The sequence below is a fragment of the Flavobacterium davisii genome, assembly GCF_042182265.1.
GTDB lineage: Bacteria > Bacteroidota > Bacteroidia > Flavobacteriales > Flavobacteriaceae > Flavobacterium > Flavobacterium davisii.
This window is the reverse complement of record NZ_CP097869.1, coordinates 3,184,240-3,210,649: the sequence shown is the minus strand read 5'-3', so window position 1 is coordinate 3,210,649 and position 26,410 is coordinate 3,184,240. Positions and strand designations below refer to the sequence as shown.

At 29.1% G+C, this 26,410-nt stretch carries 25 protein-coding genes; 17 read left to right on the top strand and 8 right to left on the bottom strand.

Annotated features, from left to right (window positions below; all coding sequences use genetic code 11):
• The first annotated feature begins 111 nt into the window (after positions 1–111).
• A complete protein-coding gene (locus NAB20_RS13715) occupies positions 112–2,298 on the top strand; it encodes a tetratricopeptide repeat protein (RefSeq protein ID WP_127822808.1) in 2,187 nt (728 codons plus the stop codon).
• Between the two features lie 259 nt (positions 2,299–2,557).
• Positions 2,558–4,681: an outer membrane beta-barrel protein gene (locus NAB20_RS13710; protein WP_375605256.1), complete on the top strand. Its 2,124-nt coding sequence runs from the start codon at positions 2,558–2,560 to the stop codon at positions 4,679–4,681.
• A 275-nt stretch (positions 4,682–4,956) separates the two neighbouring features.
• Here NAB20_RS13710 and NAB20_RS13705 read toward each other — a convergent pair whose 3' ends face one another.
• Positions 4,957–5,361, bottom strand: a complete 405-nt coding sequence (locus NAB20_RS13705) for a DUF2721 domain-containing protein (protein WP_105196944.1) — start codon at positions 5,359–5,361, stop codon at positions 4,957–4,959.
• A gap of 911 nt (positions 5,362–6,272) precedes the next feature.
• On the opposite strand from NAB20_RS13705, the gene NAB20_RS13700 reads away from it, so the two are divergent.
• Positions 6,273–6,704 (top strand): cold-shock protein, encoded by a 432-nt coding sequence (locus NAB20_RS13700; protein WP_088394284.1) that lies wholly within the window; start codon positions 6,273–6,275, stop codon positions 6,702–6,704.
• Between the two features lie 12 nt (positions 6,705–6,716).
• A complete protein-coding gene (locus NAB20_RS13695) occupies positions 6,717–6,905 on the top strand; it encodes a cold-shock protein (RefSeq protein WP_088394286.1) in 189 nt (62 codons plus the stop codon).
• Between the two features lie 47 nt (positions 6,906–6,952).
• On the opposite strand, the gene htpG is transcribed toward NAB20_RS13695, so the two are convergent.
• Positions 6,953–8,836 (bottom strand): molecular chaperone HtpG, encoded by a 1,884-nt coding sequence (htpG, locus tag NAB20_RS13690; RefSeq protein ID WP_088394288.1) that lies wholly within the window; start codon positions 8,834–8,836, stop codon positions 6,953–6,955.
• 162 nt (positions 8,837–8,998) lie between these two features.
• Between htpG and NAB20_RS13685 the strand changes: the two genes are divergently transcribed.
• Together NAB20_RS13685 and NAB20_RS13680 are read left to right on the top strand one after the other, a co-directional pair.
• Positions 8,999–9,475: a hypothetical protein gene (locus NAB20_RS13685; protein WP_240668919.1), complete on the top strand. Its 477-nt coding sequence runs from the start codon at positions 8,999–9,001 to the stop codon at positions 9,473–9,475.
• A gap of 13 nt (positions 9,476–9,488) precedes the next feature.
• Positions 9,489–10,181, top strand: a complete 693-nt coding sequence (locus tag NAB20_RS13680; RefSeq protein WP_105196618.1) for an OmpA family protein — start codon at positions 9,489–9,491, stop codon at positions 10,179–10,181.
• A 155-nt stretch (positions 10,182–10,336) separates the two neighbouring features.
• Here NAB20_RS13680 and NAB20_RS13675 read toward each other — a convergent pair whose 3' ends face one another.
• Positions 10,337–11,482: a hypothetical protein gene (locus tag NAB20_RS13675; protein ID WP_235877655.1), complete on the bottom strand. Its 1,146-nt coding sequence runs from the start codon at positions 11,480–11,482 to the stop codon at positions 10,337–10,339.
• 95 nt (positions 11,483–11,577) lie between these two features.
• Positions 11,578–12,435 carry an AraC family transcriptional regulator gene (locus tag NAB20_RS13670; protein WP_105196616.1) on the bottom strand — a complete coding sequence of 286 codons (858 nt, stop codon included), beginning with the start codon at positions 12,433–12,435 and terminating at the stop codon, positions 11,578–11,580.
• 153 nt (positions 12,436–12,588) lie between these two features.
• On the opposite strand from NAB20_RS13670, the gene NAB20_RS13665 reads away from it, so the two are divergent.
• Entirely contained in the window at positions 12,589–13,524 is a 936-nt protein-coding gene (locus NAB20_RS13665; protein ID WP_105196615.1) for an ABC transporter ATP-binding protein, read from the top strand.
• On the opposite strand, the gene NAB20_RS13660 is transcribed toward NAB20_RS13665, so the two are convergent.
• Positions 13,517–14,290 carry a sulfite exporter TauE/SafE family protein gene (locus NAB20_RS13660; protein WP_127822811.1) on the bottom strand — a complete coding sequence of 258 codons (774 nt, stop codon included), beginning with the start codon at positions 14,288–14,290 and terminating at the stop codon, positions 13,517–13,519. The two genes, NAB20_RS13665 and NAB20_RS13660, sit on opposite strands and share 8 nt — an antisense overlap.
• A 238-nt stretch (positions 14,291–14,528) precedes the next feature.
• On the opposite strand from NAB20_RS13660, the gene NAB20_RS13655 reads away from it, so the two are divergent.
• Positions 14,529–15,536: a 3-oxoacyl-ACP synthase III family protein gene (locus NAB20_RS13655; RefSeq protein WP_105196621.1), complete on the top strand. Its 1,008-nt coding sequence runs from the start codon at positions 14,529–14,531 to the stop codon at positions 15,534–15,536.
• Between the two features lie 133 nt (positions 15,537–15,669).
• On the opposite strand, the gene NAB20_RS13650 is transcribed toward NAB20_RS13655, so the two are convergent.
• Positions 15,670–16,641: a hypothetical protein gene (locus tag NAB20_RS13650; protein WP_105196613.1), complete on the bottom strand. Its 972-nt coding sequence runs from the start codon at positions 16,639–16,641 to the stop codon at positions 15,670–15,672.
• Between the two features lie 67 nt (positions 16,642–16,708).
• Between NAB20_RS13650 and NAB20_RS13645 the strand changes: the two genes are divergently transcribed.
• The 5 genes from NAB20_RS13645 to NAB20_RS13625 are packed head-to-tail and all read left to right on the top strand — an operon-like array spanning position 16,709 to position 21,084.
• Positions 16,709–17,437, top strand: a complete 729-nt coding sequence (locus NAB20_RS13645) for a Kdo domain containing protein (protein ID WP_105196612.1) — start codon at positions 16,709–16,711, stop codon at positions 17,435–17,437.
• Positions 17,422–18,612 (top strand): glycosyltransferase family 87 protein, encoded by a 1,191-nt coding sequence (locus tag NAB20_RS13640; RefSeq protein ID WP_127822812.1) that lies wholly within the window; start codon positions 17,422–17,424, stop codon positions 18,610–18,612. The genes NAB20_RS13645 and NAB20_RS13640 overlap by 16 nt, the downstream gene beginning before the upstream one ends.
• A complete protein-coding gene (locus NAB20_RS13635; protein WP_375605255.1) occupies positions 18,605–19,552 on the top strand; it encodes a glycosyltransferase family 2 protein in 948 nt (315 codons plus the stop codon). Before NAB20_RS13640 ends, NAB20_RS13635 begins: the two co-directional genes overlap by 8 nt.
• A 2-nt stretch (positions 19,553–19,554) precedes the next feature.
• Entirely contained in the window at positions 19,555–20,331 is a 777-nt protein-coding gene (locus NAB20_RS13630) for a polysaccharide deacetylase family protein (protein WP_375605254.1), read from the top strand.
• 3 nt (positions 20,332–20,334) lie between these two features.
• Positions 20,335–21,084 (top strand): glycosyltransferase family 2 protein, encoded by a 750-nt coding sequence (locus NAB20_RS13625; RefSeq protein ID WP_105196608.1) that lies wholly within the window; start codon positions 20,335–20,337, stop codon positions 21,082–21,084.
• Here the strand turns inward: NAB20_RS13625 and NAB20_RS13620 are convergent.
• Together NAB20_RS13620 and NAB20_RS13615 are read right to left on the bottom strand one after the other, a co-directional pair.
• Positions 21,069–22,184, bottom strand: coding sequence for a glycosyltransferase family 1 protein (locus NAB20_RS13620; protein WP_127822814.1), 1,116 nt, complete (start codon positions 22,182–22,184; stop codon positions 21,069–21,071). The genes NAB20_RS13625 and NAB20_RS13620 overlap by 16 nt on opposite strands.
• A 30-nt stretch (positions 22,185–22,214) precedes the next feature.
• Entirely contained in the window at positions 22,215–23,030 is an 816-nt protein-coding gene (locus NAB20_RS13615; protein WP_088392723.1) for a 2,3,4,5-tetrahydropyridine-2,6-dicarboxylate N-succinyltransferase, read from the bottom strand.
• Between the two features lie 84 nt (positions 23,031–23,114).
• On the opposite strand from NAB20_RS13615, the gene ruvX reads away from it, so the two are divergent.
• From ruvX to NAB20_RS13595, 4 genes are all read left to right on the top strand, one after another.
• The gene (gene ruvX / locus NAB20_RS13610) at positions 23,115–23,531 is read left to right on the top strand and encodes a Holliday junction resolvase RuvX (protein WP_105196606.1); all 417 of its coding nucleotides are present in this window, start codon (positions 23,115–23,117) and stop codon (positions 23,529–23,531) included.
• Positions 23,532–23,625: 94 nt separating this feature from the next.
• A complete protein-coding gene (locus NAB20_RS13605) occupies positions 23,626–25,122 on the top strand; it encodes a malate:quinone oxidoreductase (RefSeq protein WP_105196605.1) in 1,497 nt (498 codons plus the stop codon).
• Positions 25,123–25,171: 49 nt separating this feature from the next.
• A complete protein-coding gene (gene def / locus NAB20_RS13600; RefSeq protein WP_088392717.1) occupies positions 25,172–25,753 on the top strand; it encodes a peptide deformylase in 582 nt (193 codons plus the stop codon).
• A 51-nt stretch (positions 25,754–25,804) separates the two neighbouring features.
• The gene (locus tag NAB20_RS13595) at positions 25,805–26,410 is read left to right on the top strand and encodes a DUF5606 domain-containing protein (protein ID WP_375605253.1); all 606 of its coding nucleotides are present in this window, start codon (positions 25,805–25,807) and stop codon (positions 26,408–26,410) included.

Genomic DNA, 26,410 nt, shown 5'->3' with positions numbered 1-26,410 from the left:
TATTTAGATTTATAGGTTTGTTTATAAGACTGAGAAAAAATAAAAAGGTTTAATAGGGGTTATCTGAAAAAGTTTCTGTTTATTTGTAAGGTGTAAATAATTGGGGAATTTATGCAAAATTCAGTTAAGACTATAGAGCAAAAGCTAGTAGAGGCTTATTCTATTAGGATTAATAATCTTACCAAAAGTATAACAATAGCTAATCAAGCTTTAAAGGCTTCTTTATTTATAGATAATAAAGTTTTGATTGGAAAAAGTTATAGCCAACTAGCTTTATACTACATGATAGTTGGGGAAATGCAAAGAGCTAAATATTATTCCGAAAATGCCATAAAAATTTTTAATGAATTAGGAGATGATCGAGGCTTGGCAGATGCGAAATATGGATTAGCAGGTGTTTATTACAAAACAAATCAGTATCATTTAGGTCTTATTCATTTTAGTGATGCCTTAAAGATTTATAGAAAGTACGATGATTATTGTAATCAATCGCGTACTGAAAAGTCTTTGGGTACTATTTTTGAATGTATAGGCGATATAACCAGTGCATTTAAAGTATATAAAAGTGCAATTCGTAATGCTAAGAAAATTCATGATTTAAATCTAGAATCGAATGTGTATAACAATCTTTCAGGTATTTTGATTAAAATGGGAAAGATAAATTTTGCAAAACAAACGATTAATAAGTCCATAGAACTAAAAAAACAAACAAATGATATAAGAGGAATGGCTTACGCATTGTATGGTAAAGGCAAAGTATATCATTTTTGTAAAGAATATGATAAAGCAAAAGATTTCTATGAAAAATCCTTGAATATTCATAAGAAAATGGGGGAAAATATCGGAGTTGTTATGACGATGACAAAATTAGCAGCCCTTTATTTTGAAATGAAAGATATAGATAAAGCATTACAATTTGCAAAAGAAGGATTATTATTAAGTGAAACCTTAGAGTTTTCAATATGTACTATTAAATTAAATCGTATCATTTATCTTATATATAAAAGTTTAGGTGATTTTGAAAAATCCTTATATTATTTTGAAAACCATTTATTAGAAAAAGAAACTGTTATTAATACTCAAACATTAAAAGTAATAGAAAGTTATGAGTTAATAGCTAAAATGGAAAAAATAGAAAATGAAGCCATTTTACAAAGAGAAAAACAAAAAATATTAGAAAAGAAAAATTTAGACGAACTTGAAAATTATAAAAGAAAACAAGAGTTTTTGTCTATAATGAGTCATGAAATAAGAACTCCATTGAATGCTATTGTAGCCTCACTCGTTTTATTAGATGATAAAATTGTAAATGAAGGGAAAAAAATTGTAAGAAATTTAAAATTCGCATCGGATAATCTAATTAGTGTTGTAAACGATGTTCTAGATTTTAATCGGTTAGATGGACAAAATGTAAAATTAGATTTAGTTTCAACCAATATTAATTTTTTATGTCAAAATACAATTGAAATGTTCGAACGTTTTGCAAAAAGTAAAAACATTGAACTCGCCTATTTTTCAACAGTAAATTTTTCTAACCATTATTTAATAGATCCCACCAAATTAACACAAATTTTAAATAATTTAATAAGTAACGCTATTAAATTTACAGATGAAGGAACTGTAAAATTAGAAATAAAAGTAGTTAATTCAGGAGAAGAAACCGATCTAATTTCTTTTCGAATAACTGACACAGGAGAAGGGATATCAGAAGAAAACTTACCTCGTATATTCGATAGTTTTTCACAGCTAAAACCTTATTTAACACGCAAACATGGAGGAACTGGTTTAGGATTAGCAATTGTAAAACGATTGATAGAATTACATAACAGTAGTATAATCGTAGAAAGTAAACAATATATAGGAACCTCTTTTTATTTTGAAATCGAGTTAGAAAAATCAAAAGAAATTTTGATAAAAATAAATGAAAAAAATCAATTAATAGGGAAAAAAGTATTGATTGTAGACGATACAAAAATGAACGGAATGTTACTTTCAAAACTATTAAAAAAATGGAGCATGGAAATTGAGTATGTGGATACAGGTAAAAAAGCAATAGAAATAGTAAAACATCAAAAATTTGATTTCATTTTAATGGACATCCACATGCCCGAAATGAACGGTTTTGAAGTTTCAAAAGATATTAAAATAACTCAAAATTTAAATATACAAACACCTATTTTTGCACTTACAGCCGATATTCTGGCTGATACAGATGAAGATTTTAAAAAATATTTTTCAGGCATTATTTTTAAACCTTTTGATATAAATAAACTATATAATTTATTAATTGCCTATTGAAAATGATTTAATTTTTTTCCAATTAGCAACAAAATGATCTTTTTGCCCCATATTCCATCCGTGTTTTGACTCCGTAATCCCTTGCAGTGCAAAAAAATATAAGATATGAAACAAAAAAACTAATTTTTGCTCCAACAAAAAAGTTTAAAACATTTCGTTGATACTCAAAAACTAAATAATATTCTTTGTTAAAAAAAGGTTAAAACTTGTAACAAAAATCAATAAAACAGTCTACTAAGATAAAAGATTTTATAAATACATGAAAAAAAATAAAACCTGTCTTTTGTTATTAACTTTTTTATCTATTGCAACTCATGCTCAAGAAAATAAAGGAAAAACGAATGAATTAAAAGAAATAGCAATTGTTAAAGAAAAAAAAGCAGTTGAACAAAAAGCAGATCGTACTATTTTTGAATTTGCAAGCCAAGCTCATCTAAATTCAGGATCTGTTTTAGAAGGAATGAAAAAATTACCTGGTTTAGTAGCTTCTGATGTTGCAGGTATGATGTATCAAGGTAAACAATTAGATGTATTTTTAGACGGAAGACCTCTTAATATTTCAACAAATGAGTTGAACGCTTTTTTAGAAGGATTACCAGCTAATTCCGTTGAAAAAATAGAAGTCATTACAAATCCAGGAGCAGAATTTCCAGCCACCTCAGGAGGCGCCATTCTTAATATTGTTACTAACAAAAATGCCAAAAATTTTCTAACAGCCACCTATACCAATAGCAGTAGTTTTACCTCTTATGATAAAAATCGTTGGCGAACAAACAACAGTGTACTTTTAAGCTCTAAAAATAAAATATTTGGATGGCAGTTAAATCTAGGTCAAAACTATGCAGAACGAGGCATGTGGTCAGAAGTACTTAAAAAAGAAACAGATCAGTCTACGTTATTAAATTCTATTGATTCAGATCGTATTTTAAGAACACTCTTTGTAAAAACAGGACTTACATTTGAGATAGGAAAAAATAGAGTATTATTGAATTATGATATTTATTCTAATAACAATTCTAGTGTTACAGATGCAAAAGGATTATTACCTAATTCAACTATATTTTCAACCATAGATGACAGTAAAACACAAACATTGCGTCAGGATGCAGTAGCAACATACCAAATGCGTTTTTCGGATTCTAATAAAAAACTTGATTTTAAATTTAATTTTAATAGTATATCAAATGATTTTGACTTGTATTCAAGAAACTTTAATATAAATACCTTAAGTAACGAATCAGTACAACGCCTTTATAACTTTAAAATAGATTATAATCAACCTATAAAACTATTAGACGAAGGTAAAATTACTGTAGGTACTTTGTATGAAGAATTATATTTTAATACTTTTAATAAAAAAAATAATAATTTAGAATACAAAAGAATGACTGCTTCTACTTATGCAGAATTACAAACTAAATATAAAAAGTTTGAATTTACTATAGGGCTAAGAGGAGAAAATTATGATATTTCAGGAAAAACAGAAACACAACCTTTAATCCCTTTTAAACAATATAGAATATTTCCTAATGCAAGCATTCAATATGACTTAGCAAACAAAATAGTTATATCAGGAAGCTATAATAAAAAGATAACATTACCTAGTACATCTTCTCTTAATCCAAATAACACAAATTATCAAAATCCAAATATTGGATATTTGGGAAATCCACAATTACAACCCACACTTTTTAATAATTATGAATTAAAATTATCCGTTTTTGAGTACGCTTTTATTGGTTATAATATTAGCGAAGGATTTAATCAAGTTGCTCAACGAATGTATTTAAGTGGAAACCGAATGGTTAATACAAATGAAAATATTCCTTCAATAAAAATTCATACATTCAATTTTGGATTACCTATTCCTTATATGCTATTCACCAAAGGCTTAAAAGAAACGGCTCAATTTAATTTCAATCCAGATAAAATCAATTTCATGTTTGTTTATGCAGGTAGACAAAAACATGAAATACCAACAGTTGATACGAAAGCATTTTGGATTTTCAATATTATGTCACAAATCGTATTACCAGGAGAAATTAAATGGGTAACTAATTATAGCCATATTACAAAAGGAGGAAATTATTTTTATTTTGTAGCGCAAAGACCTTTTAATCATAGTTTAGATATGACTTTTTCTAAAAAGTTTTTAGCTAATCAATTAACAGTTTCAGTAAATGTAGACGACATATTTAATTTTAATATATCATCATTTAACTTTTCGAATACTGCCCTTTATATGTCTAATAAAAGTGATACGCGTAGAATAGGGATTACTTTAAACTATAAGATTCCAACCAAAAATAAAATGGCAAAAGAAGATCCTAATATGTTGAATAAAGAAAAAAAGGAAGATAATGGAAATATAATAGGGAATTAAGTAATAAAATAAAAAGATGTTTTTTGAATCTAAAAAGTACATTTTGTCCGACATAAGATGTCTTAAAAGTTCGTAATCTTATTATCTATACAATAGGAGAAATCACATAATATTGATAATGTGATTTCTCTCTTTGATTCAAGTGATAAATAACGATTTTTGTACTCAATATAGTAATTAAGTTGACGATAAAAAAATCCTTACAGTTTTATCCTGATTTTCACTTTTCATCTTCACGGTAAAGTTTATCGCGTAATCTGGAATAAAAAAAGAACTTAATTTTTTTTTGAAAATTCCTCTAAATCACTTAAATGAACTTTTAAAGCATGAACAGAAATACTAATTTCCCAAAAAGAAATTCCTAAGGATACTAAAAGGCTAAATAAACTAAAACCAAAAATATAAATAGCAATGTATTGCAAATTAAAAAATAATAATAACATTGCGAAAACAGATAAGAATAAGCAGAGTACTCCCATAAGTTGCATAAAACGAATTAGATTTAAACGGTTATTAAGATTTTGAATTTCTAAAATAATAGATTTGTTATGAACCTCCTCATAATTCTTTTTTAAACTTCTAATAATTTGAGCAATTGTTAAAAAGCGATTCGTATAGGCTAATAGGATTAAAGAACTAGCTGAAAATAATAAGGCAGGTGTTTCAATTGATAGGGTCATGTTAATTTTTTTGTTTATTGTGTAAAATGAATTTAAAAAAATCCTTATTGATCATTAAAAAACGATATTTAAGAGAATATTATCGAAAATACAATTAATAATTTTAATTAGAAATTACGAAGAGATAAGTTTTAAAAGTAAAAAACTAGAACACAATATTAGAAAGTCTAAAATACGTGTATTTTCCTTTGTATTATTAAATTATTTTTTAATGAAAAATAATTGATCTATTTTAATTTTAAAATAGACTCGGTCAAATTTACTAAAAAAAACTTTCTATTTAATTTTTTGCGGTAGTTTTCTGGTTAAGATTTTTGTTTTATTTTCAATTTCTTGTATTCTAATTTTTCTCAAAAATGAAAATAATTTATCTGTTATTATCCCAGATTCGGGATTAGACTTCGTTGTAAAACAAAATTTTTCAATATTATTCAGATTATCATAAAAAAGCCACAGCTTATTGTAAGTAAAAAGGAATGATTTCTGATTATTGTTTCTTAGTAGATTGGAGTATATCCTTATAGTGGAATGAAGATGTTTGAAAAGTCAAAATTCAATGTTTAATCTGTTACTTCGACGAGAGGAAAAGTCACATTATCAGTACCATGTGATTTACTTTGCCTATTCGAGTTAGGATACCTTCATCATAGATAGAAAATAAAATATATTGATTTTTAGTTTTTTAGATCAAAATCGTTTTTTTATCGTACATTTGCCCTTTAATTTAAAGGTTACTGCTTTTTGATTTTCTGTTTTAGTAGTTTTTAACTTCCTCAGTAATTACTTTCCAGCTGCCATTTTTTTAAAACCTATTTTTTAATTACTAATTATAATTTTTACAGTAATAACATTGTGTAATTATTGTTGTGTGATTAATTTATAGTTAATAATACAAGTAAACCTAGATATATATGGCAGATTCTTATTCGAAAAAAGAAAATAATAAGAAAAAAATAAAAAAACAACAAGATAAAGAGCTCAGAAGAAACGAGCGAAAAGTCAATAATAATAAAGGAAAATCTTTAGAAGAAATGTTTGTGTATGTTGATAAAAATGGAAATTTAACCTCAACACCACCTCATTTGCAAGTTATTGAAACAGAAAAAAATAATGAAAATGGAGAAAAGGACTTTAGTAGAATAAAAAAAGATTTTTCTACAGGTCTTGTTACTTTTATAAAAGAAACAGGTTTTGGATTTATTACTGAAGATGAAACCAGAGATAATTTATTATTTCATTTTGAAGGGACTAATACCAAATTTAAAAAGAATATAAGGGTAAGTTTTAAAAAAGAAACAACACCTAAAGGTTTTAGAGCCACACATGTCGTAATTATTAATTAAATATAAATAGAAATGCAAGAAGGTACAGTAAAGTTTTTTAATGAAACAAAAGGTTTTGGATTTATTACTTCTAATGATGGACAAGAAATATTCGTTCATACTACAGGTTTAACACAACGTGTAAGAGAGAATGATGTAGTAGTTTTTGAGGTTGAGCGCACACCTAAAGGATTAGCTGCAGTTAATGTAAAAAGAAAATAATTAAAAACAAAAGCCTGATGAAATCAGGCTTTTGTTTTTCTTGCTATTTATTTTAAAGCTTCAAAACTTCGTTTTACAAATGAAGTTAATTCTTCTCCTTTTAATAAACCTTGTGATAACTTAGCTATATCTAAAGCTTGTTTTACCAAGTCCTTTTGTTCGCTTTCATCACTATTTAATATAGAAGAAGCTAAATCAGAGTTGGTATTTACCACTAAATTATACATTTCTGGAAAATTACCCATTCCAAACATACCGCCGCCGCCAGTTTGACTCATTTCTTTCATACGACGCATGAATTCTGGTTGTGTAATCATAAAAGGAGCCGAATTGCTGTCAAGAGCTTCCATTTGAACAGTATAGTTTTCTTTAGGAACCACCGTTTCAATTGTGATTTTTAATTTATCCTTTTCTTCATCAGATAATTTTGAAATCGCAGTGTCTTCTTTTTGAATTAATTTGTCTATATGATCCGCATCTACACGAGTAAAGGTTACATTTTCATTATCAGCCTCTAATTTTTGAATCAAGTGAGAAACAATAGGAGAGTCTAACAATACCACTTGATAACCTTTTTCTTTTGCAATATCAATATAACTATGTTGTGTTTCTTTGTTAGAAGCATAAAGAACGACCAATTTACCATCTTTGTCAGTTTGTGTTTCTTTTAATGCTTCTTTTAATTCGGTTAATGTGTAAAATTTATTATCCGTTGTTGGATATAATACAAAATCACCCGCTTTTTCATAAAATTTGGCCTCAGATAACATTCCGTATTCTAAAACTACTTTAATGTCATTCCATTTTTTTTCAAAATCCTCACGATTTTCATTAAATAAAGATTTTAATTTATCTGAAACTTTACGTGTAATATAGTTTGAAATTTTCTTTACATTACCATCGGCTTGTAGATACGAACGTGATACGTTTAGAGGAATGTCTGGAGAGTCAACAACTCCTTTTAGCATCATTAAAAATTCAGGAACAATACCCTCTACATTATCTGTTACAAATACTTGATTTTGGTATAATTGAATTTTGTCTTTTTGTATTTGTAAATCTGAAGATAATTTAGGGAAATATAAAATACCTGTTAAGTTAAACGGGTAATCTACATTTAAATGAATATTGAATAAAGGATCTTCAAAATTCATAGGATATAATTCGCGGTAGAAGCTTTTGTAATCCTCATCCGTTAATTCTGAAGGTTGTTTTGTCCATGCAGGATTCGTATTGTTAATAAAATTATCAACTTCTACGTATTCTGTTTTGTAATCTTCAGGGGCATCTTCGGGTTTCGGTAAGGCTTCTTGTTTAGTACCAAATTTGATGGGAATTGGCATAAACTTGTTGTATTTTGTTAATAATTCGCGAATTTTGAATTCCTCCAAAAACTCAACAGAATCATCCGCAATATGAAGAATAATTTCAGTTCCTCTTTCCATTTTATTATGAGGCTCTAAAGTAAATTCAGGACTTCCATCACAAGTCCAATGAGCAGCCGATTCTTCTTTAAAAGATTTGGTAATAATTTCTACCTTATTAGCCACCATGAAAGCAGAATAAAAACCTAATCCAAAATGACCAATTACACCTGATTCTTTGGCAGAATCTTTGTATTTTTCTAAAAACTCCTCCGCTCCCGAAAAAGCAATTTGATTAATGTATTTTTCTACTTCTTCAGCAGTCATTCCTAACCCCTGGTCAATGATATGAAGCTTTTTAGCCTCTTTATCAATTTTAATTTCTATAATAGGGTGGCCGTATTCTACTTTAGCTTCGCCAATGCTGGTTAAATGCTTTAGTTTTAAAGTAGCATCTGTAGCATTTGAAACTAACTCACGTAAAAAAATTTCGTGATCGCTATATAAAAACTTTTTGATTAAGGGAAAGATGTTTTCTACTGAAACATTAATTTTTCCTGTTGTCATAATGTTATTGAAATTTAAATTTAATAGTTTATTCCTTTTCAAATAGAATACCAATTCTTAAAATCTGACAAATTGACGGTTTGTGTAGTAGATTTTCTACTAAAAAATTACTAAATTGGTATTAAATTTGCCTTGTTGGCAAACGTAAAAAATCAAAATAAAATGAAAAAACTAGTTTTAATGGCTGCTATGTTAGGGGTCATGGTTTCCTGTAAACCTAAACAATCATTGGTTACTACAAGTGTAAATAGAAAAACACAAGTAGCTTTAAAGGGAGATTGGGTAGTTAGTGGAGTAGAATATGCAGGTTCTGAGTATTTTAAAGTAACTTCTTTTGAAATTGCTGATGCAAAATGTTTTGAAGGGAGTGAGTGGCATTTGGTGTCCAATAACGATTCGGGAAACATGACATTAAAAAAAGCGGGTTGTTCTTCTTATGCTTCTGATATTAAATGGTATGTAACAGATGAGAACCAAATGGTTTTGAAGTTTATTAAAGAAGGGGAAAAACCAAGAAAAGTAACTTCAGGATATATCTTGATTGTTTCAAATGTAACAGAAAACGCATTTGATTTGACTAGCAAAGTACAAGTTGGAAATAGTGGAGGTAAGGTCGTTTACCATTTTAGAAAAAAATAAAAGTTATAAAAAGATGAAAAAAATAGCAATATATACCATGTCAGGAGCTTTTTTAATTAGTGGGATGACAAGTTGTGAGGCAATTAAAAATACAAATAATACACAAAGGGGTGCGGCAATCGGAACTGTAGCTGGAGCTGTTTTAGGAGGTGTTTTAGGAAATAATATAGGAAAAGGTGGGAATAGTGCTTTAGGAGCTGTTTTAGGTGGTGTTATTGGAGGTGTAGCTGGAGGAGTTATTGGAAATAAGATGGACAGACAAGCACGTAAGATTAGTGAATCATTACCCGGAGCGCAAGTAGAAAGAGTAGGAGAAGGTATTAAATTAACTTTAGGAGAAAATGCTGTTAATTTTGATTTTAACAAAGCGACTTTAACAGCCAAGGCAAAATCAAATTTAGATAAATTAGTACCTGTTTTCAAAGAATATGCGGATACAGATATTAAAATTTATGGTTATACGGATAGTAAAGGTTCTGATGAATATAATCTTAAATTATCAGATGATCGCGCTAAATCAGTAAAGAATTATTTAGCTTCTAAAGGATTAAATGGAGCTCGTTTTATTACAACAGGTATGGGAGAAGCCGATCCATTAGCAAGTAATGATACAGATGCTGGTCGTGCTCAAAATCGTCGTGTTGAATTTGCTATTACTGCTAATCAAAAGATGATTCAAGAGGCTAAAAATGAATCAGGACAGTAAAAAGATAGGAAAGGCTGAGGTTGTCTGAAAAGAAGTAAATCAACGTTTAGTTTGTTGCTTCGACAATAGAAGAAATCACATTATCAAAATTATGTGAAATCTCCTACTAGTCGAAATGTAAGATAACCATCTTATTAGACGCCCTCAGTCTTTTTTTACTGAATGAAAAATTCAGATTTTTTAGTAGAAATAATTTTTTTATTTTCTAAATCATATAAATCTAAAATTAGTTGATGCGTTCCTAGTCTGGCCAATCCTTCCAAAACTTTTGGAACCCATTTTTCATTTAAAAAAGGAGTTTGATTAATTGTAATTCTAACAGTATATTTTTTAGAATCAATATTTATTTTAGAAGCCTCTGTTAAAATATAATCAATCAAAAGTTTTTTAGCATCTGTTAAAGAATAAGTACCTCTTGGTCTACTAGCAAAAATATGAGGCTGATTGCTAATGTTTACTCTTAAAATTTCATCTCCATTCATAATCGTACTTTTTGTTGTAATAATTGCTTCTGGATTTTTGTATATTTCATGATAGGAACGCCCTGGAGCAATTGCAATAGTATGTTCACCATCGGCTAAATTATATTTAAAAGGGGTACTTGATACACCCAAATAAGGCGCATCATCTATAATTAAATGTAAGTGTTGTCCCATTGGAGAAAAAGGTAAATTAACGGTTGTTTGATCGGTCGTAGGAATGCCTAATTGATAATTATTGAATGTAAAATTAAATTCTCCTGTTTTGTAAGTCCACGGTTTGATATTAGGTAAGTTGATGGGTTGGTAGGTGGCAATATCCGTTAATGTTAATAATTCAATAGGAAGAGCGGTTTTAGGATCTAAATTCTTTTTAAATGAATTAGATAATCTTTTAATTACGGCATCTTTTACATCCAAATTGGTAGGGTATATTGTAACAGATTTAACTTTTACTGTTTGTTTGTCTGAAGCTAATTCTGTTTTTAAGATAATTTTTTCTAATTTTTGATTTGACCATAAATGAGCTAGATTTGATTTTTTTACGTTAATTGTAACTTCTCCGTTTGTAGTAATATACTCTCCTTCTACGGCAAAGTTATTAGCGTAAGATTTATCATAGCCAATCCATCGTTGTGCTGTAAATTTTCCGTCTTGAGTAAACGAAATTCTTACGGTATCTTGTTTGTCCCATGTTCCTATAAACTCGTTTTGAATTGTAGGATTTACTATTGGTGCAGAAGCATTATCTTTTTCACAAGAGAATAAACTCAAAATGCCAAAGCTACTAAAAAGCGCAAATTGTAATAGTTTTGATTTCATTGTTAATTAAATTTGGTTTAACATATTAAAAGCAAAACTACTTACATTCTAATGTCCAAAGAATAGATGGAAAAACATAAATATGGATAAAAAAACTAAATCTTGATCTGAAAATCATCAATATGATTTTGTTTTAAGTTTATTCGGAAATCTTTTGGAGAAACAAGGGTATGTTGTTTGAAAATACGACTAAAATAGAAAGGATCTTCAAAACCTAATTCGTAAGCAATTTCTTTAACACTCAAATTAGAATTAAAAAGTTTGCTCTTAGCTAATGCAATTAATTTTTCATGAATAGCTTTTTGAGTCGTTTTGCCCGTTCTAGATTTTATAAGAAAATTTAATTCTCTAGTTGTTATATTAAGTTTTTGAGCATAAAAATTAGGTTGATGTTGAGAGGTTATATATTCATCCATTAAAATTTTAAGACGACTCATATCTGTATCTAATAAAGTTTTTTTTTGAGAAGTAATAATTCTTAGGCATAAAAGAAGTAAAATGCTTATATAATTTAAGATTAAAAAATAAGTTCCAATAGAAGAATGCTGTATTTCTTCTTCAATTAAACTAAATTGATGAATTATTTTGTAAAGATCATGAGTGGAAAGTTGCATTATACGAGTTTGTAATATATTTTGAAAAATAACTCCCTGGCATCCATATTCTTTCGCCTGTACGTCTAAACAAAAATAATTAGGATGAAATAAAAGTAACTTACCCGAAAGATTTGAAATAAACTCTAATTTTTGATAAGGATAAAAAAATAAGATAGAATTTAAAGTTATTTCATGTTGTACACTTTCAAATAATATAGAAGAAGGGGTGTCATTTTCAAAAATAAAAATGCCATAGAAATTTTTATTTACTATATAACGCCAAAAATCAGAATTATTAAAATTTATAATTGAAACAATTATATCCTTTTGATTGTTTTTAAAATCAATTCTTTCCATCCTTTTTTTTGAAATTTATCATTAGGATTTTGAAAAAAGAGCTATTTTGTATCAATTTTTCTTTTTATATCATAATAGAATCTTATTATTTATGGTTAAAAAATATTTGCTTCTTGGATATTCTTGTTATTTTTGTGACCCTAATTTGATAAAATGCTTCAAGTAAAAAATATTTCATTCGGATATACGGATACCCCAATTATTAAGGCCATAAATTTTGAGGTTCAAAAAGGACAAAATATAGCATTAATTGGCGAAAGCGGCTGTGGAAAAAGTACTTTATTAAAATTGATCTACGGATTGTATGATGTAAATGAAGGAAATCTTTTTTGGAATGAAAAGCCGATTATAGGACCTAAGCAAAATTTGGTTCCAGGGATGCCATTTATGAAATATATGGCTCAAGATTTTGGATTAATGCCTTATGAAACGGTATCTGAAAGCGTAGGCAAGTTCTTATCTAATCAATTATTAGCAATCAAACGCTTGCGTATTCAAGAACTATTAGATATAGTAGAAATGGGGGATTTTTCACGACGTAAAGTAAGCGAGCTAAGTGGGGGGCAACAACAGCGTGTTGCCTTAGCTAGAGTTTTAGCTCTAGAACCCGAAGTATTACTTTTAGACGAGCCCTTTAGCCATATTGATAATTTTAGGAAAAACGCATTAAGACGTAACTTGTTTGCTTATTTAAAATCGAAAGGTATTACCGTAATTATAGCAACACACGATAGTACAGACGCATTAGCTTTTGCTGATGAAACACTCGTTTTAAGAGGAGGCGAGTTAGTAGTAAAGGCTCCGTCTAAAGAAATTTATACCCATCCTAAAAATAAATATGTAGCGTCTCTATTTGGAGAAGTTAATGAGCTAGTAATCAATAGAAATGGATTGTCAGAAACCATTCTATTGTATCCTCATCAATTAAGAGTTTCAGAAGAAGGGCAACTAAAAGCAACAGTTAAACAATGTTATTATAAAGGAGGGTATTATTTAATAAAAGCAGCGTTTAATGGGCGACCTATTTTTTTTGAACATAGAGATATTTTAGAGCTCCAATTAGATGTAGCTTTAGAAGTACTTATATAATACCTACTATAAGGCTGATGCCATAAATAAAAAGTAGAAAGGCTACTACTTGTTGAATAAAAACTAGTGTAGTCTTTTTTAATATTTTATTGCCAAAATAAACCCCAACAAAAGCAGATAAAGTTGCGATTGTAATCAGTTTAAAATCTAAATTAGAGGGATCGTTTATGATTCTAGAAAGATAAATACTTATTCTGGATATATCTATAAAAAAAGCTATTACTACTCCAGTTGCAATAAATGATTCCTTTGTTAAACCTGCTCTAATTAAAAAAGCACTACGTAAAGCTCCTTGGTGTCCAGAAAGCCCTCCAAAAAAACCACTCAAAGCACCCCCGAAACTTAAGTATTTTCTATTAAATTCTATTTTTTTTAGTTTAGGAATAACATCAAATAAAGCAAATAAAATAAGTAAAAATCCGATCAATACCTTCAATAAAGTAATCTTAAAAACCTTGTTTGCTAAATTATATTCTAATAAATCGTTTTGATCTGTTAAAAAATTTAATAAAAAGGCACCCAAAAAAGAAAATATGAAAGCAGGTAAACCAAATTTTAAGACGATAGCTCTATCTGCATTTTTTCTAAACAAGAAAAATTTGAAAATATTATTTAAAAGATGAACAATAGCGGTTAAAGTTATTGCTATTTCAACAGGAAAAAACAAGCCAAAAATAGGAAATAGAATAGTTCCCAATCCGAAACCTGAAAAAAGGGTTAAGCCAGCTCCCACAAATGTAATGGCACAAATTATAATATAGTTCATGTTTTAAAATATAGAATTATAATTTAAAAAAGGAAAAGATATTCAGATACAAATATCCAATAAAGATAAATTTTTATGAGAAATATGGAATAAAAAATAATGCGACAATCTGTTTAATTTGATGTTGAGTGTTTGGTTTTTCTAAAAATTATTGATTTGTAAAAAAAGAGCTCTAAATTTTGTTAATACTGTAAGTTCAGTTAACTTTGTTGACTGGTTTTTAACTAAAATTTTAAGTATGTATCATTCTAGAATTTCAGGATTAGGTTATTATGTTCCAGAAAATGTGGTAACCAATGACGATTTATCTAAAATTATGGATACCAATGATGAGTGGATCCAAGAAAGAACAGGAATAAAAAGAAGACGCCATGTAAATAGTCCTGAAGAAACAACTACTTCAATGGGAGTAAAAGCGGCTGAGATAGCAATAGAAAGAGCAGGGATCAGTAAAGATGATATAGATTTTCTGATTTTTGCAACTTTAAGTCCAGATTATTATTTTCCAGGACCAGGAGTGCTAGTACAGCGTGATTTGGGATTAAAAACAATCGGAGCATTAGATGTACGAAATCAATGTTCAGGTTTTGTATACGCTATTTCTATAGCTGATCAATACATTAAAACAGGAATGTACAAAAATGTATTGGTTATTGGTTCAGAGGTTCATTCCAGAGGTTTAGATATGACTACTCGTGGACGTGGAGTATCTGTTATTTTTGGAGATGGGGCAGGAGCAGCCATTTTAACACGTGAAGAAGATCTGTCAAAAGGAATCTTATCCACTCATTTGCATTCTGAGGGGCAATATGCAGAAGAATTAGCTCTTATTGCGCCTGGTATGGGAAAACGTTGGGTAACAGATATAATGGCAGATAATAATCCAGATGATGAAAGTTATTTTCCTTATATGAACGGACAATTTGTATTTAAGAATGCAGTAGTTCGTTTTAGTGAAGTAATCATGGAAGGATTAAAGACAAATAATTTAGAGGTTTCGGATATAGATATGTTAATTCCTCATCAAGCTAATTTGCGTATTTCTCAGTTTATTCAGCAAAAGTTTCAACTGACGGATGATCAAGTATATAATAATATTATGGAGTATGGAAATACGACAGCCGCTTCTATTCCTATTGCGTTAACAGAAGCTTGGGAACAAGGTAAAATAAAAGAAGGAGATACAGTTGTTTTAGCAGCTTTTGGCTCTGGTTTTACTTGGGGAAGTGTTATTATTAAATGGTAATTTATTAAATAAAAAAGAGGCTGTTTACTTTTTTAACAGCCTCTTTTTTTATTAGACTATTTAGGTACTATCATAATATAGTTTTTGTATAAACATTTCTTAGAAAAAAGGTTTGATTTTTAGTATACCCTAATCACAAAGAAAAAATGTTTTGCACCCAACTAGTTAGTTGGTAATTTTTCATGATTGATTCATCAATTCTTGTTTCCGAATGAAGAAATACTTCAATATTATCAAGTTCATTTAAGTTTTTTAAATAAAAGATATTATTGATTTTAAATAAATCATATTTCACTATAGAAGGGTTATTCGTAATTATTTTTTTCTCAAGTCCTAATGCTTCAAAAATTCTAAAACTTAAACCGCTCTGGTTTTTTCGGATAACATCTACTATAACAGAACTTTTTTGGTATAAATCTAACGTTTCAGCTTGACTAAAACGTTTTTTTCTAAAGGTAATATTAGAATAATGTCCCCTATATTTTTTCTTAAGATTGAAAAACCAAGATTTTTTACCAATACTATAAAAAGTAAATGAGAGTTTTTTTCTTTTTAAAATTTCACCTATTTCATTTAATAGATCAATTCGTTCGTCAATTGAACCAATATAAATAAAATCTTGAATTTTGTTTTTTGTTGCGTTTTTTTCTGTTGTATAAATATAATTAGATGTTTTGATAAAACGATATTCTTTGCAATTAGTACTATCAAAAGAATATATTTTATCAAAAAGATCAAGAGATAAATGATTAATAGGATTTCTTTCTATACTATCATATAGATATGCTAAATAGAGATTAGTGAATTTTTTTATTTTTAGATGATATTCAGGAGCTATAAGTTCTGGATTTATGACTAAAATTTGATCCTGTTTTCCTAATTCCTCTAATCTGGATATAATATAGTCTTGGCGTTTTTTTATTTTAGGATTTTTGCCTAAAAAAACTTTAGAGAAAGTGTTTTTTAATCGCTCAAAAAAATTTTTGTGTTTTAAATTTCCAATTTTTATATGATGACTTTCATGACCCAATTTTTTTAGTTCAGTAACAATATGATGATCATAATTCCAGTGATCAAAACTAATAACGCAAATTTTTTGATTCATTTTATTCTAATAAAAGGTGTAAAGATATTTATTTTAAGTTATTTTTGCCTTTAATAAAAGTTGTTTCATGAAAAGAAAAATTCAAGACCTGTTATTGCAGTTAAAAGAAAGAGGAACCGATTTTACAATAGGAACAAGAAATCAAATAAAAATTATTTCCCATGAAGGAAAAGTCTTGAATGTTAAAATTTTTAAAGTTCCATCATTGTTTAATGGAGTTGTATATAAGTTTTTCAGGAAATCAAAAGCAAGACGTTCCTATGAATATGCTCATCTTTTAGCACAAAAAGGAATAGGAACTCCTTTTCCTGTAGGTTATTTTGAGAATTTTTCGTGGTTTACCCTGAAAGATAGTTATTATGTTTGTGAACATATAAAATATGATTATCTTTTTAGAGATCTGTTAGATTTATCAATAGAGGAATCAGATCATGTAAGAATTTTAAAAGAATTTACAAAGTTTACTTTTTTACTCCATAGCGAAGGAATAGAGTTTTTAGATCATTCACCAGGTAATACATTAATCAAAAAAAATGATACGGGAGGATATAGTTTTTATCTTGTAGATTTAAATAGAATGAAATTTCATGCAAATATGAGTTTTGATCAAAGAATGAAAAATATGGAGAGAATTACTCCAAGACAAGATCAACTAGAAATCATAAGTGAAGAATACGCTATTCTTTATGGCAAAACAAAACAAGAAGTTTTTGAAAAATTAGTATATCATACATCTGCCTTTCAAAAAAAGATAATTACAAAGAAAAAGTTCAAAGAAAAATGGTTGAAAAGATAAAAAATATTTTCAAAGTTAGTTTTTTTCAAAATCCAAAAAATATAGCCATCATTTGGATTATTATTTCAGCAGTTTCAGCTATAAAACAATTTGCAAGAGGGAGCTACAACAATTATTTAATCTTTAAAAATGTTTTTTGGCATACATTAGAAAAACAATCTTTATATGCGGAGTATCCCAACTTATATTTTGATCATAATCATTATGGACCAATATTTAGCTTGTTTATAGCCCCATTTGCTGTTTTACCAGATGCTATTGGTATTGTATTATGGAATTGTTTTAATGCTTTTTTACTTATATGGGCTGTTTTTAAACTACCACTAAAAACACAAAAAATTAATTTGATTTTATGGATTTGTTTAAATGAATTTATTACATCCAACTTAGGATTACAATTTAATCCTATTATGACAGCATTAATAATTCTTACTTATGTTTTTATTATTGAAAAAAAAGAACTTTCGGCTGCTTTTTGTATAATTCTAGGTATTTTTATAAAACTTTATGGCATTGTTGGATTGGCTTTCTTCTTTTTTATAAAAAATAAACCCAAATTTATAGCAGGACTTATTTTATGGAGTCTGGTCTTATTTATATTACCTATGCTGATTTCATCTCCCCAATTCATTTGTCATTCATATATTGAGTGGTTTGAAAGATTAGTGGTAAAAAATAGCGAAAATGCCTCGTTTAATTCTAGACAAGATATATCTGTAATGGGAATGTTTAGACGTATTTCAGGACATGCTGAATGGTCTAATTTGCCTTTTTTAGGAATAGGGATTGTGCTTTTTGGATTACCTTATTTAAGGTGGTCAATGTTTAAAGATCGAAATTTTCAATTACTTTTATTAGCTTCTGTTTTAATATTTACGGTAATATTTAGTTCAGGATCAGAATCACCGACCTATATTATAGCGTTTTTTGGAGTCGCAATTTGGTTTGTATTAAAAGGAAAGACTATGACTAAAACAGATTGTTTTTTGTTTGTTTTGGCTATGCTATTAACCAGCTTTTCACCAACGGATCTATTTCCAAAATTTGTTAGAGAAAAGTATATTAACCCTTATGCTTTAAAAGCCCTACCATGTGTGCTAGTTTGGCTAAAAATTGTTTATGAAATGTTAGTTATAAATACTAATAATCATCATATAAGTTTAGAAAATGACTAGTGAAAAGAAAAAAATAGCCGTAGTAATTCCCGCTTATAATGAAGTGGGAAATATAAAAATTATGATTGATTCTTTACATAGGGTTTTTGCTACTCTTGATTATCAATATAGTTTGCTTTTTGTAGATGATGGAAGTAAAGATTTAACATTGTCTACATTAAAAGAGTTAGCAGAACAAGATAGTAGACTGTTTTATGTTGAATTATCTAAAAATTTCGGACATCAAAATGCACTAAAAGCAGGAGTAGATACAGTAGTAGATACAGTAGATGCTATCATAACAATGGATGGAGATATGCAACATCCACCAGAATTATTACCTCAGTTATTAGCCAAATGGGAGGAGGGATTTGATGTGGTATATACCATTAGAGAAGAAGATGAAAATTTGTCTTTATTTAAGAAAAAAACTTCTCGTGGATTTTACAACTTAATGAATTATCTTTCAGAAGTAAAATTTGAACCAGGTACAGCTGATTTTAGACTAATGGATCAACGTGTAGCAAAAGTTTTTTCCAGTTTTTCTGAAAATGAATTATTTATTAGAGGTTTGATAAATTGGCTTGGTTTTAGACAATACGGAATTACTTTTCAACCAGCAAAACGATTTGCAGGAGAAAGTAAATATACAGTGAAAAAAATGTTGCGTTTTGCATTACAAGGTATCACCTCATTTAGTACACGTCCATTGTATTTAGCTGTGCTTTTAGGTCTATTCATCACTTTAGTATCCTTTATAGGCTATCTTGTTTACATCTTGTTTAGCATTTATCACGGACATGTAATTTCTGGTTGGGCTTCTCTTATTAGTACAGTTGTCTTTTTTGGAGGATTAAATCTAATTGTTTTAGGAATTATAGGAATTTATGTAGGTAAATTATTTATGCAGTCTAAAGCAAGACCTAATTATTTAATTCGTGATACCAATTATAAAAATTAAGTATGATTTTATTAAGTTTTGATATCGAAGAGTTTGATATGCCCTTTGAATATGGTAAAAAAATTTCTTTTGAAGAACAAATGTCTATTTCTATTGATGGAACAAATAAAATTTTAGATTTGTTAGACAAACATCAGATTAAAGCTACCTTTTTTTCAACTGCTACTTTTGCCATGAATGCAAAATCGGTTATAAATCGTATTATTCAATCAGGACATGAAATAGCCTCACATAATTATTATCATACAGATTTTGAAGTAAAGCATCTGAAAGAATCAAAAGATAAATTAGAAGAATTAACAGGTAAAGAAGTGATAGGGTTTCGGATGCCTCGTATGTATCCAGTGGATGAAAAAGAAATTCAAAAAGCAGGTTATATCTATAATTCATCCATAAATCCAACATTCTTACCAGGACGTTATAATAATCTAGATAAACCAAGAAAATATTTTTATCAAGATCAAGTTTTGCAAATTCCAGCCTCAGTAAGCCCTTGGGTGCGATTTCCATTATTTTGGTTATCTTTTCATAACTTACCAATGTGGCTTTACCAATTTTTAGCTAATTGGACTTATAAAAAAGATGGTTATCTAAATATTTATTTACACCCTTGGGAATTTACAGATTTAAATCAGCCAGAAAAGTTTAACTTTCCAAATTATGTTGTAAAAAATAGTGGTGATCCACTAGTAAAACGATTAGATGATTTTATTTTCTATTTTAAAAAAGAAAATAAATTATTTGGAACAGTTAAAGAATTTGTAGCAACAATTAAATAAGTAATGAATATATCTGTTTTTATCATAACTTTTAATGAAGAAAAGATAATAGCTAAATGTTTAGAAAAATTATACTGGGCTAGTGAAATATTAGTTATAGATTCAGGGAGTTCTGATAATACGGTTGCTATTTGTAAAGAATATGGGGCTAAAGTAATCTATAATAAATTCGAAAATTTTGGAAAACAAAAACAATTTGCCCTTGAGCAAACGACTCATACATGGGTATTATCATTAGATGCAGATGAAGTACTTTCAGATGAATTAATAAATGAAATTAAAGAATTAGATTTAGAAAAATCTTCTAAAAACGGATTTTTAATACCTAGAACTCATGTTTTTTTAAATAAAGTATTTCAATATGGAAATGAAAATAAAAAACCCATTTTAAGATTGTTTAATAAATCGAAAGGAAGTTTTACACCTGATAGAGTTCATGAAGTTATAAAAGTAGAAGGATCGTTAGGGATTTTGTTTAATGAAATGCTGCATTATACAGTCTTTGATGTTTCTACTGCTGTACAAAAACAAGTAAAGTACTCATTGTTAAGTGGGGAGCTCCTTTATGAAAAAGGAAAGAAGGCTTCGTTGTTGAAACCTTTTATTCTGTTCCCTTTTCAATTTATTAGAGTGTATTTTATTCAATGTAATATTTTAAATGGTTACGAAGGTTTTGTATGGAGCATGTTTTCTGCCTTTGGAAGTTTTTTAAAGTACACAAAACTGTACGACTTACATCAAAATAAAGATTGATAACAATTCATTAAATTCTTTGCGATTACTTCGTCTGTAAATTGCTGAACATATTCAAAACCTTTTGTAGAAATAAATTCTGCTTCCTTAGGATTATTTAATATCCATTGAATTTTTTCTTTTATTTCCTCTGGATCATGAGGATTGATATATAAGCTATTAGGCCCTCCAGCTTCAGGGAAAACGCCCGAATTAGTTGTAATGATAGGCGTTTTTGAAAAAAGAGCTTCAATAATAGGAATTCCAAATCCTTCAAAAATAGAAGGGTATACAAAAACAGTTGCCAACTGATAAAGAATAGCTAATTCTTCATTACTCACATCTTTTAAAAAACTAACTTTATGTTGAATTTGGTGTTTACTTATATAATGATGAATTTCTTTCGTATAAGGAGTTTCTTTGCCTATAAGTACTAAATGGGTATCTATATCTTTTATAGCCTTTACAATATTGAGTGCATTTTTTCTTGTTTCTAAAGTACCTACATTTAGAACAAATTGATTAGGTAGATTGAATTTATTTAAAACTTTTTCTTGTAATTCAGTAGTATATTTTTTTTTGAAAACATCTTGACATCCCTGATATATTACTTTAATTTTAGATTCAGGAATGTTTAAAAAATGAATAATATCCTTTTTAGTTTGTTCACTTATAGCAATGACAAGATCAGCTTGTTCAGCAGCCTTTTTAAATTTGTAAAAATGAATTTTTCGATCAAAAAAAGAGTACAATTCAGGATATCTTACAAAAATTAAGTCATGTATTGTTACAATACTTTTAATACCGTTTTTATGTAAACCATTAGGTAGCTCACCCGAAAGACCATGAAATAATTGGATATTATCTTTTTTAAGATCAGAAATAATTCCAAATTGTCTCCATACGTTATAAAATTTTTTATAAAAGCCAGAAGAAGGAAGTTTTTCCAGAACATTACTCCTTTTAATATTAAATAAAGGTGTTTTTGCTTTTTTAGGATTATATAAAAAATACTGATTTTCTGAAAAAAAAGTAGCAAGGATTCGAACACAATCCCTGCTATAATTTCCTAAACCTGTTCTATTATGAAATACGCGTTTAGCTTCGTATCCTATTTTCATTTATTGAATGTTTTTAACTTTTAGTAGAAGTTATACCGCTACGTTATATTCTCTTAAAGCGTCATTTAAAGAAGTTTTTAAATCAGTAGAAGCTTTGCGTTTTCCGATGATTAATGCACAAGGGACTTGATATTCACCTGCTTCAAATTTTTTAGCATAACTGCCTGGTATAACAACACTTCTGGCAGGAACAACTCCTTTGTATTCCACAGGCTCTGAGCCTGTTACATCGATTATTTTAGTAGAAGCAGTAAGGCAAACATTAGCGCCTAAAACAGCTTCTTTTTCTACTCTAACACCTTCTACGACAATACAACGAGAACCGATAAAAGCACCATCTTCAATAATTACAGGAGCAGCTTGTAAAGGTTCTAACACCCCACCAATACCAACACCACCACTAAGATGAACATCTTTTCCTATTTGAGCACAACTTCCTACTGTAGCCCACGTATCTACCATTGTACCAGCATCTACATACGCTCCTATATTTATATAAGAAGGCATCATAATTACCCCAGATGAAATATAAGCGCCGTGTCTTGCAACAGCATTAGGAACCACTCGAATCCCTTTTTCTGCATAATTCTTTTTTAGAGGCATTTTATCATGGTATTCAAAAATACCTACCTCAAAAGTTTCCATTTTTTGAATAGGGAAATACATTACAACGGCTTTTTTTACCCATTCGTTTACCTGCCATCCGTCAGAAATAGGTTCAGCCACTCTTAATGTCCCTGCGTCAAGTAAATTTACTACATCTCTAATGGCTGTTTGTGTTGCTTCTTCTTGTAATAAAGAACGATCTTCCCAAGCTTTTTCTATTATATTCTGTAAATTTTGCATTTGATTTTTATTTTGAGCAAAGATAAATGATTTGAAGCAAAGCAAAAATCAAAGTTTTAGCTATTTTTGTTGAAATTTTAATTCATGTCAAGAATTTTAGCGATAGATTACGGGATAAAACGTACAGGTATTGCTGTAACGGATGATTTTCAAATTATAGCGTCGGGACTTACTACAGTAGCGTCTACAGAAGTGTTAGATTTTTTGAAAACTTATTTTGAAAAGGAAAAAGTAGTAAAAGTTTTGATTGGAGATCCCAAACAAATGAATGGACAACCTTCAGAAAGTGCGCCATTAGTAGAAGTTTTTGTTCAAAAGTTTTGTCACCAATTTCCAGAGATGAAAATAGTCCGAGTAGATGAACGTTTTACCTCTAAAATGGCTTTTCAGACTATGATTGATAGTGGACTCAAAAAAAAGCAACGTCAAAATAAAGCGTTAATAGATGAAATTTCAGCAACAATTATGCTCAAAGATTATTTAACTAGAAAAATGATTTAACATTCTTTACAATTTTTGTAGAATTAATTCGTTACCTAAAAAAATGTAAAAAATAATACTTTTACGATGTATCTTTGCATCACAAATTACTAAAATGGCAACAGCAACTCAAAATCAAGAAACAGATGTAGTGTTAATTGGCGCTGGAATTATGAGCGCTACCTTAGGTTTGTTATTAAAGGAATTACAACCTGATATTAGAATTCAAATTTTTGAACGTTTAGATGTGGCAGCAGCTGAAAGTTCTGACGCATGGAATAATGCAGGAACGGGGCACGCCGCATTTTGCGAGCTTAATTATACTCCCGAACTAGAAAATGGAACGGTAGATGTAAAAAAAGCAGTGAAAATTTCAGAAGCTTTTGAGGTGTCTCGTCAGTTATGGGCCTATTTGGTTGAAAAAGGACTTCTTAATAATCCAGAGTCTTTTATAAAATCTGTTCCTCATTTGAGTTTTGTGTGGGGAAAAGAAAATGTTTCTTACTTACGTAAACGTTTTGAAGCCTTACAAAAATATGAGCTGTTCAAAGAAATGGAATATTCAGAAGATCCAGAAATTATTAAACAATGGGCTCCATTAGTAATGGAAGGACGAAAAAATAATGCAGATATAGCTTGTACAACCATGAAGTATGGAACCGATGTTAATTTTGGTGCCTTAACAAAAAATATCTTTAAATATTTAGAAACCTTACAAGGGGTAAGTATTCATTTTAACCATGAAGTTAAAAAATTACGCAAAAAAGAAGACGGTAAATGGCGTTTAAAAATAACAGATCTAACTTCTAAAGAAAAGAAAAGACTTTATACGCCATTCGTATTTATTGGAGCTGGAGGAGGTTCATTATTATTATTAGAAAAAGCAAATATTCCCGAAGGACAAGGATATGGAGGTTTTCCAGTAAGTGGACAATGGTTGAAATGTACGAATGAAGAAGTAATTAAAAAACATGATGTAAAAGTATATGGTAAAGCTTCAGTAGGAGCACCGCCTATGTCGGTTCCTCATATAGATACACGTGTAATAAATGGTAAGAAAGAATTATTATTTGGTCCGTACGCAGGTTTTTCAACAAAATTTTTAAAAAACGGTTCCTATTTTGATTTAATTTCATCTATAGAGGTTGATAATATCAAACCTATGTTACAAGCAGGAATTAAAAATATACCCCTAACGAAATATTTAATCGAACAAGTTTTTCAATCGACCAATGATAGAATGAAAGCCTTAAAAGAATATGTTCCATCTGCAAAAAAAGAAGATTGGGTATTAGAAACCGCAGGACAGCGAGTACAAGTTATAAAAAAAGATAAAAATGGAAATGGAGTTCTTGAATTTGGAACAGAAGTAGTAGCTGCTCAAGATGGTTCTTTGTCTGTGTTGTTAGGAGCTTCTCCAGGGGCGTCAACAGCTACCTCAATTATGATTGAACTACTCGAAAAATGCTTTCCTGAAAAAATGAAAAGTGATGCTTGGAAAACAAAGCTGAAAGAGATGATACCTTCTTATGGTCAAGAGCTAAATAAAAACCCTCAAATGACAAAAGAAATTCGTCAAAAAACAAATGAAGTTTTAAAATTAAATATTTAAAAGTATTTGTACTTTTGCATACCCCAATTTATTTTGAAAAAATAGTAGAATGATATATCCAATTGTAGGTTACGGAGATCCTGTGTTACGAAAAGTAGGTGAAAATATTTCAAAGGATTATCCTAATTTGAAAGAAATAATAGCTAATATGTACGAAACCATGTACAAGGCACACGGCGTAGGATTAGCAGCTCCACAGGTAGGTTTAGCCATCCGTTTGTTTATTGTAGATACAGAACCATTTAGTGATACTGAAGACTTATCTAAAGAAGAAGCTACATTATTAAAAGGATTTAAAAGAACTTTTATTAATGCCAAAATATTAAAGGAAGAAGGAGAAGAATGGGCCTTTAATGAAGGTTGTTTAAGTATTCCAGATGTTCGTGAAGATGTATATCGAAATGAAAAAATTACGATTGAATATTTTGATGAAAATTTTGAAAAGAAAACAGAAATATATGATGGATTAGTAGCACGTGTAATTCAACATGAATACGATCATATAGAAGGCGTTTTATTTACAGATAAAATTTCAACCTTAAAAAAGACCTTGATCAAAAAGAAATTACAAAACATTATGGAAGGAAAGGCTCGACCTGATTACCGTATGCGTTTTGCCAAAATAAAATAAAAGTAATTAATTGTTCTCCCAGTCGTGGAGTAATGAAAATAATTTAATAAAATGAATTTAGAAAGAATATTAGCCATTTCAGGAAAACCAGGTTTATATGCTCTAAAAATGCAAACAAGAACTGGTTTCGTAGCAGAATCATTAGTCGATGGTAAAAAAGTAACAGTAGGTATGCAAAGTAATGTAAGTCTATTATCTGAAATTTCAGTGTACACTTACACGGAAGAAAAACCGTTAGTAGATGTAATGAGTGCCATTGCTAAAAAAGAAAATGGTGGTGAAGCCCCTCGATTAAAAGATGATAAGGCTGCTTTATTAGCCTATTTTGGCGCAGTTTTACCAGATTATGACCAAGATAGAGTATACCCTTCTGATGTGAAAAAAATATTGAATTGGTATAATATATTACAGGCTAAAGGATTAGTGGTTTTAGCAGAAGAAACAACAGTAGAAGAAACAACAGTAGAAGGAACAACAGTAGAGGAAACAACAGTAGAGGAAACAACAGTAGAGGAAACAACAGTAGAGGAAACAACAGTAGAAGAAAAACCAAAAAAAACGAGAGCGACCAAAGCTAAAAAAGAGGAAACTGCTGGAGAAAAAGAAGAAAAGCCCAAAAAACCAAGAGCAACAAAAAAAACAAAATCTGAAGAATAG

Excerpts from the sequence above, each read along its gene's own strand:
- NAB20_RS13715 (WP_127822808.1), top strand. The coding sequence starts at position 112 with ATGCAAAATTCAGTTAAGACTATAGAGCAAAAGCTAGTAGAGGCTTAT.
- NAB20_RS13710 (WP_375605256.1), top strand. The coding sequence starts at position 2,558 with ATGAAAAAAAATAAAACCTGTCTTTTGTTATTAACTTTTTTATCTATT.
- NAB20_RS13705 (WP_105196944.1), bottom strand. The coding sequence starts at position 5,361 with ATGACCCTATCAATTGAAACACCTGCCTTATTATTTTCAGCTAGTTCT.
- NAB20_RS13700 (WP_088394284.1), top strand. The coding sequence starts at position 6,273 with ATGGCAGATTCTTATTCGAAAAAAGAAAATAATAAGAAAAAAATAAAA.
- NAB20_RS13695 (WP_088394286.1), top strand. The coding sequence starts at position 6,717 with ATGCAAGAAGGTACAGTAAAGTTTTTTAATGAAACAAAAGGTTTTGGA.
- htpG (WP_088394288.1), bottom strand. The coding sequence starts at position 8,836 with ATGACAACAGGAAAAATTAATGTTTCAGTAGAAAACATCTTTCCCTTA.
- NAB20_RS13685 (WP_240668919.1), top strand. The coding sequence starts at position 8,999 with ATGAAAAAACTAGTTTTAATGGCTGCTATGTTAGGGGTCATGGTTTCC.
- NAB20_RS13680 (WP_105196618.1), top strand. The coding sequence starts at position 9,489 with ATGAAAAAAATAGCAATATATACCATGTCAGGAGCTTTTTTAATTAGT.
- NAB20_RS13675 (WP_235877655.1), bottom strand. The coding sequence starts at position 11,482 with ATGAAATCAAAACTATTACAATTTGCGCTTTTTAGTAGCTTTGGCATT.
- NAB20_RS13670 (WP_105196616.1), bottom strand. The coding sequence starts at position 12,435 with ATGGAAAGAATTGATTTTAAAAACAATCAAAAGGATATAATTGTTTCA.
- NAB20_RS13665 (WP_105196615.1), top strand. The coding sequence starts at position 12,589 with ATGCTTCAAGTAAAAAATATTTCATTCGGATATACGGATACCCCAATT.
- NAB20_RS13660 (WP_127822811.1), bottom strand. The coding sequence starts at position 14,290 with ATGAACTATATTATAATTTGTGCCATTACATTTGTGGGAGCTGGCTTA.
- NAB20_RS13655 (WP_105196621.1), top strand. The coding sequence starts at position 14,529 with ATGTATCATTCTAGAATTTCAGGATTAGGTTATTATGTTCCAGAAAAT.
- NAB20_RS13650 (WP_105196613.1), bottom strand. The coding sequence starts at position 16,641 with ATGAATCAAAAAATTTGCGTTATTAGTTTTGATCACTGGAATTATGAT.
- NAB20_RS13645 (WP_105196612.1), top strand. The coding sequence starts at position 16,709 with ATGAAAAGAAAAATTCAAGACCTGTTATTGCAGTTAAAAGAAAGAGGA.
- NAB20_RS13640 (WP_127822812.1), top strand. The coding sequence starts at position 17,422 with ATGGTTGAAAAGATAAAAAATATTTTCAAAGTTAGTTTTTTTCAAAAT.
- NAB20_RS13635 (WP_375605255.1), top strand. The coding sequence starts at position 18,605 with ATGACTAGTGAAAAGAAAAAAATAGCCGTAGTAATTCCCGCTTATAAT.
- NAB20_RS13630 (WP_375605254.1), top strand. The coding sequence starts at position 19,555 with ATGATTTTATTAAGTTTTGATATCGAAGAGTTTGATATGCCCTTTGAA.
- NAB20_RS13625 (WP_105196608.1), top strand. The coding sequence starts at position 20,335 with ATGAATATATCTGTTTTTATCATAACTTTTAATGAAGAAAAGATAATA.
- NAB20_RS13620 (WP_127822814.1), bottom strand. The coding sequence starts at position 22,184 with ATGAAAATAGGATACGAAGCTAAACGCGTATTTCATAATAGAACAGGT.
- NAB20_RS13615 (WP_088392723.1), bottom strand. The coding sequence starts at position 23,030 with ATGCAAAATTTACAGAATATAATAGAAAAAGCTTGGGAAGATCGTTCT.
- ruvX (WP_105196606.1), top strand. The coding sequence starts at position 23,115 with ATGTCAAGAATTTTAGCGATAGATTACGGGATAAAACGTACAGGTATT.
- NAB20_RS13605 (WP_105196605.1), top strand. The coding sequence starts at position 23,626 with ATGGCAACAGCAACTCAAAATCAAGAAACAGATGTAGTGTTAATTGGC.
- def (WP_088392717.1), top strand. The coding sequence starts at position 25,172 with ATGATATATCCAATTGTAGGTTACGGAGATCCTGTGTTACGAAAAGTA.
- NAB20_RS13595 (WP_375605253.1), top strand. The coding sequence starts at position 25,805 with ATGAATTTAGAAAGAATATTAGCCATTTCAGGAAAACCAGGTTTATAT.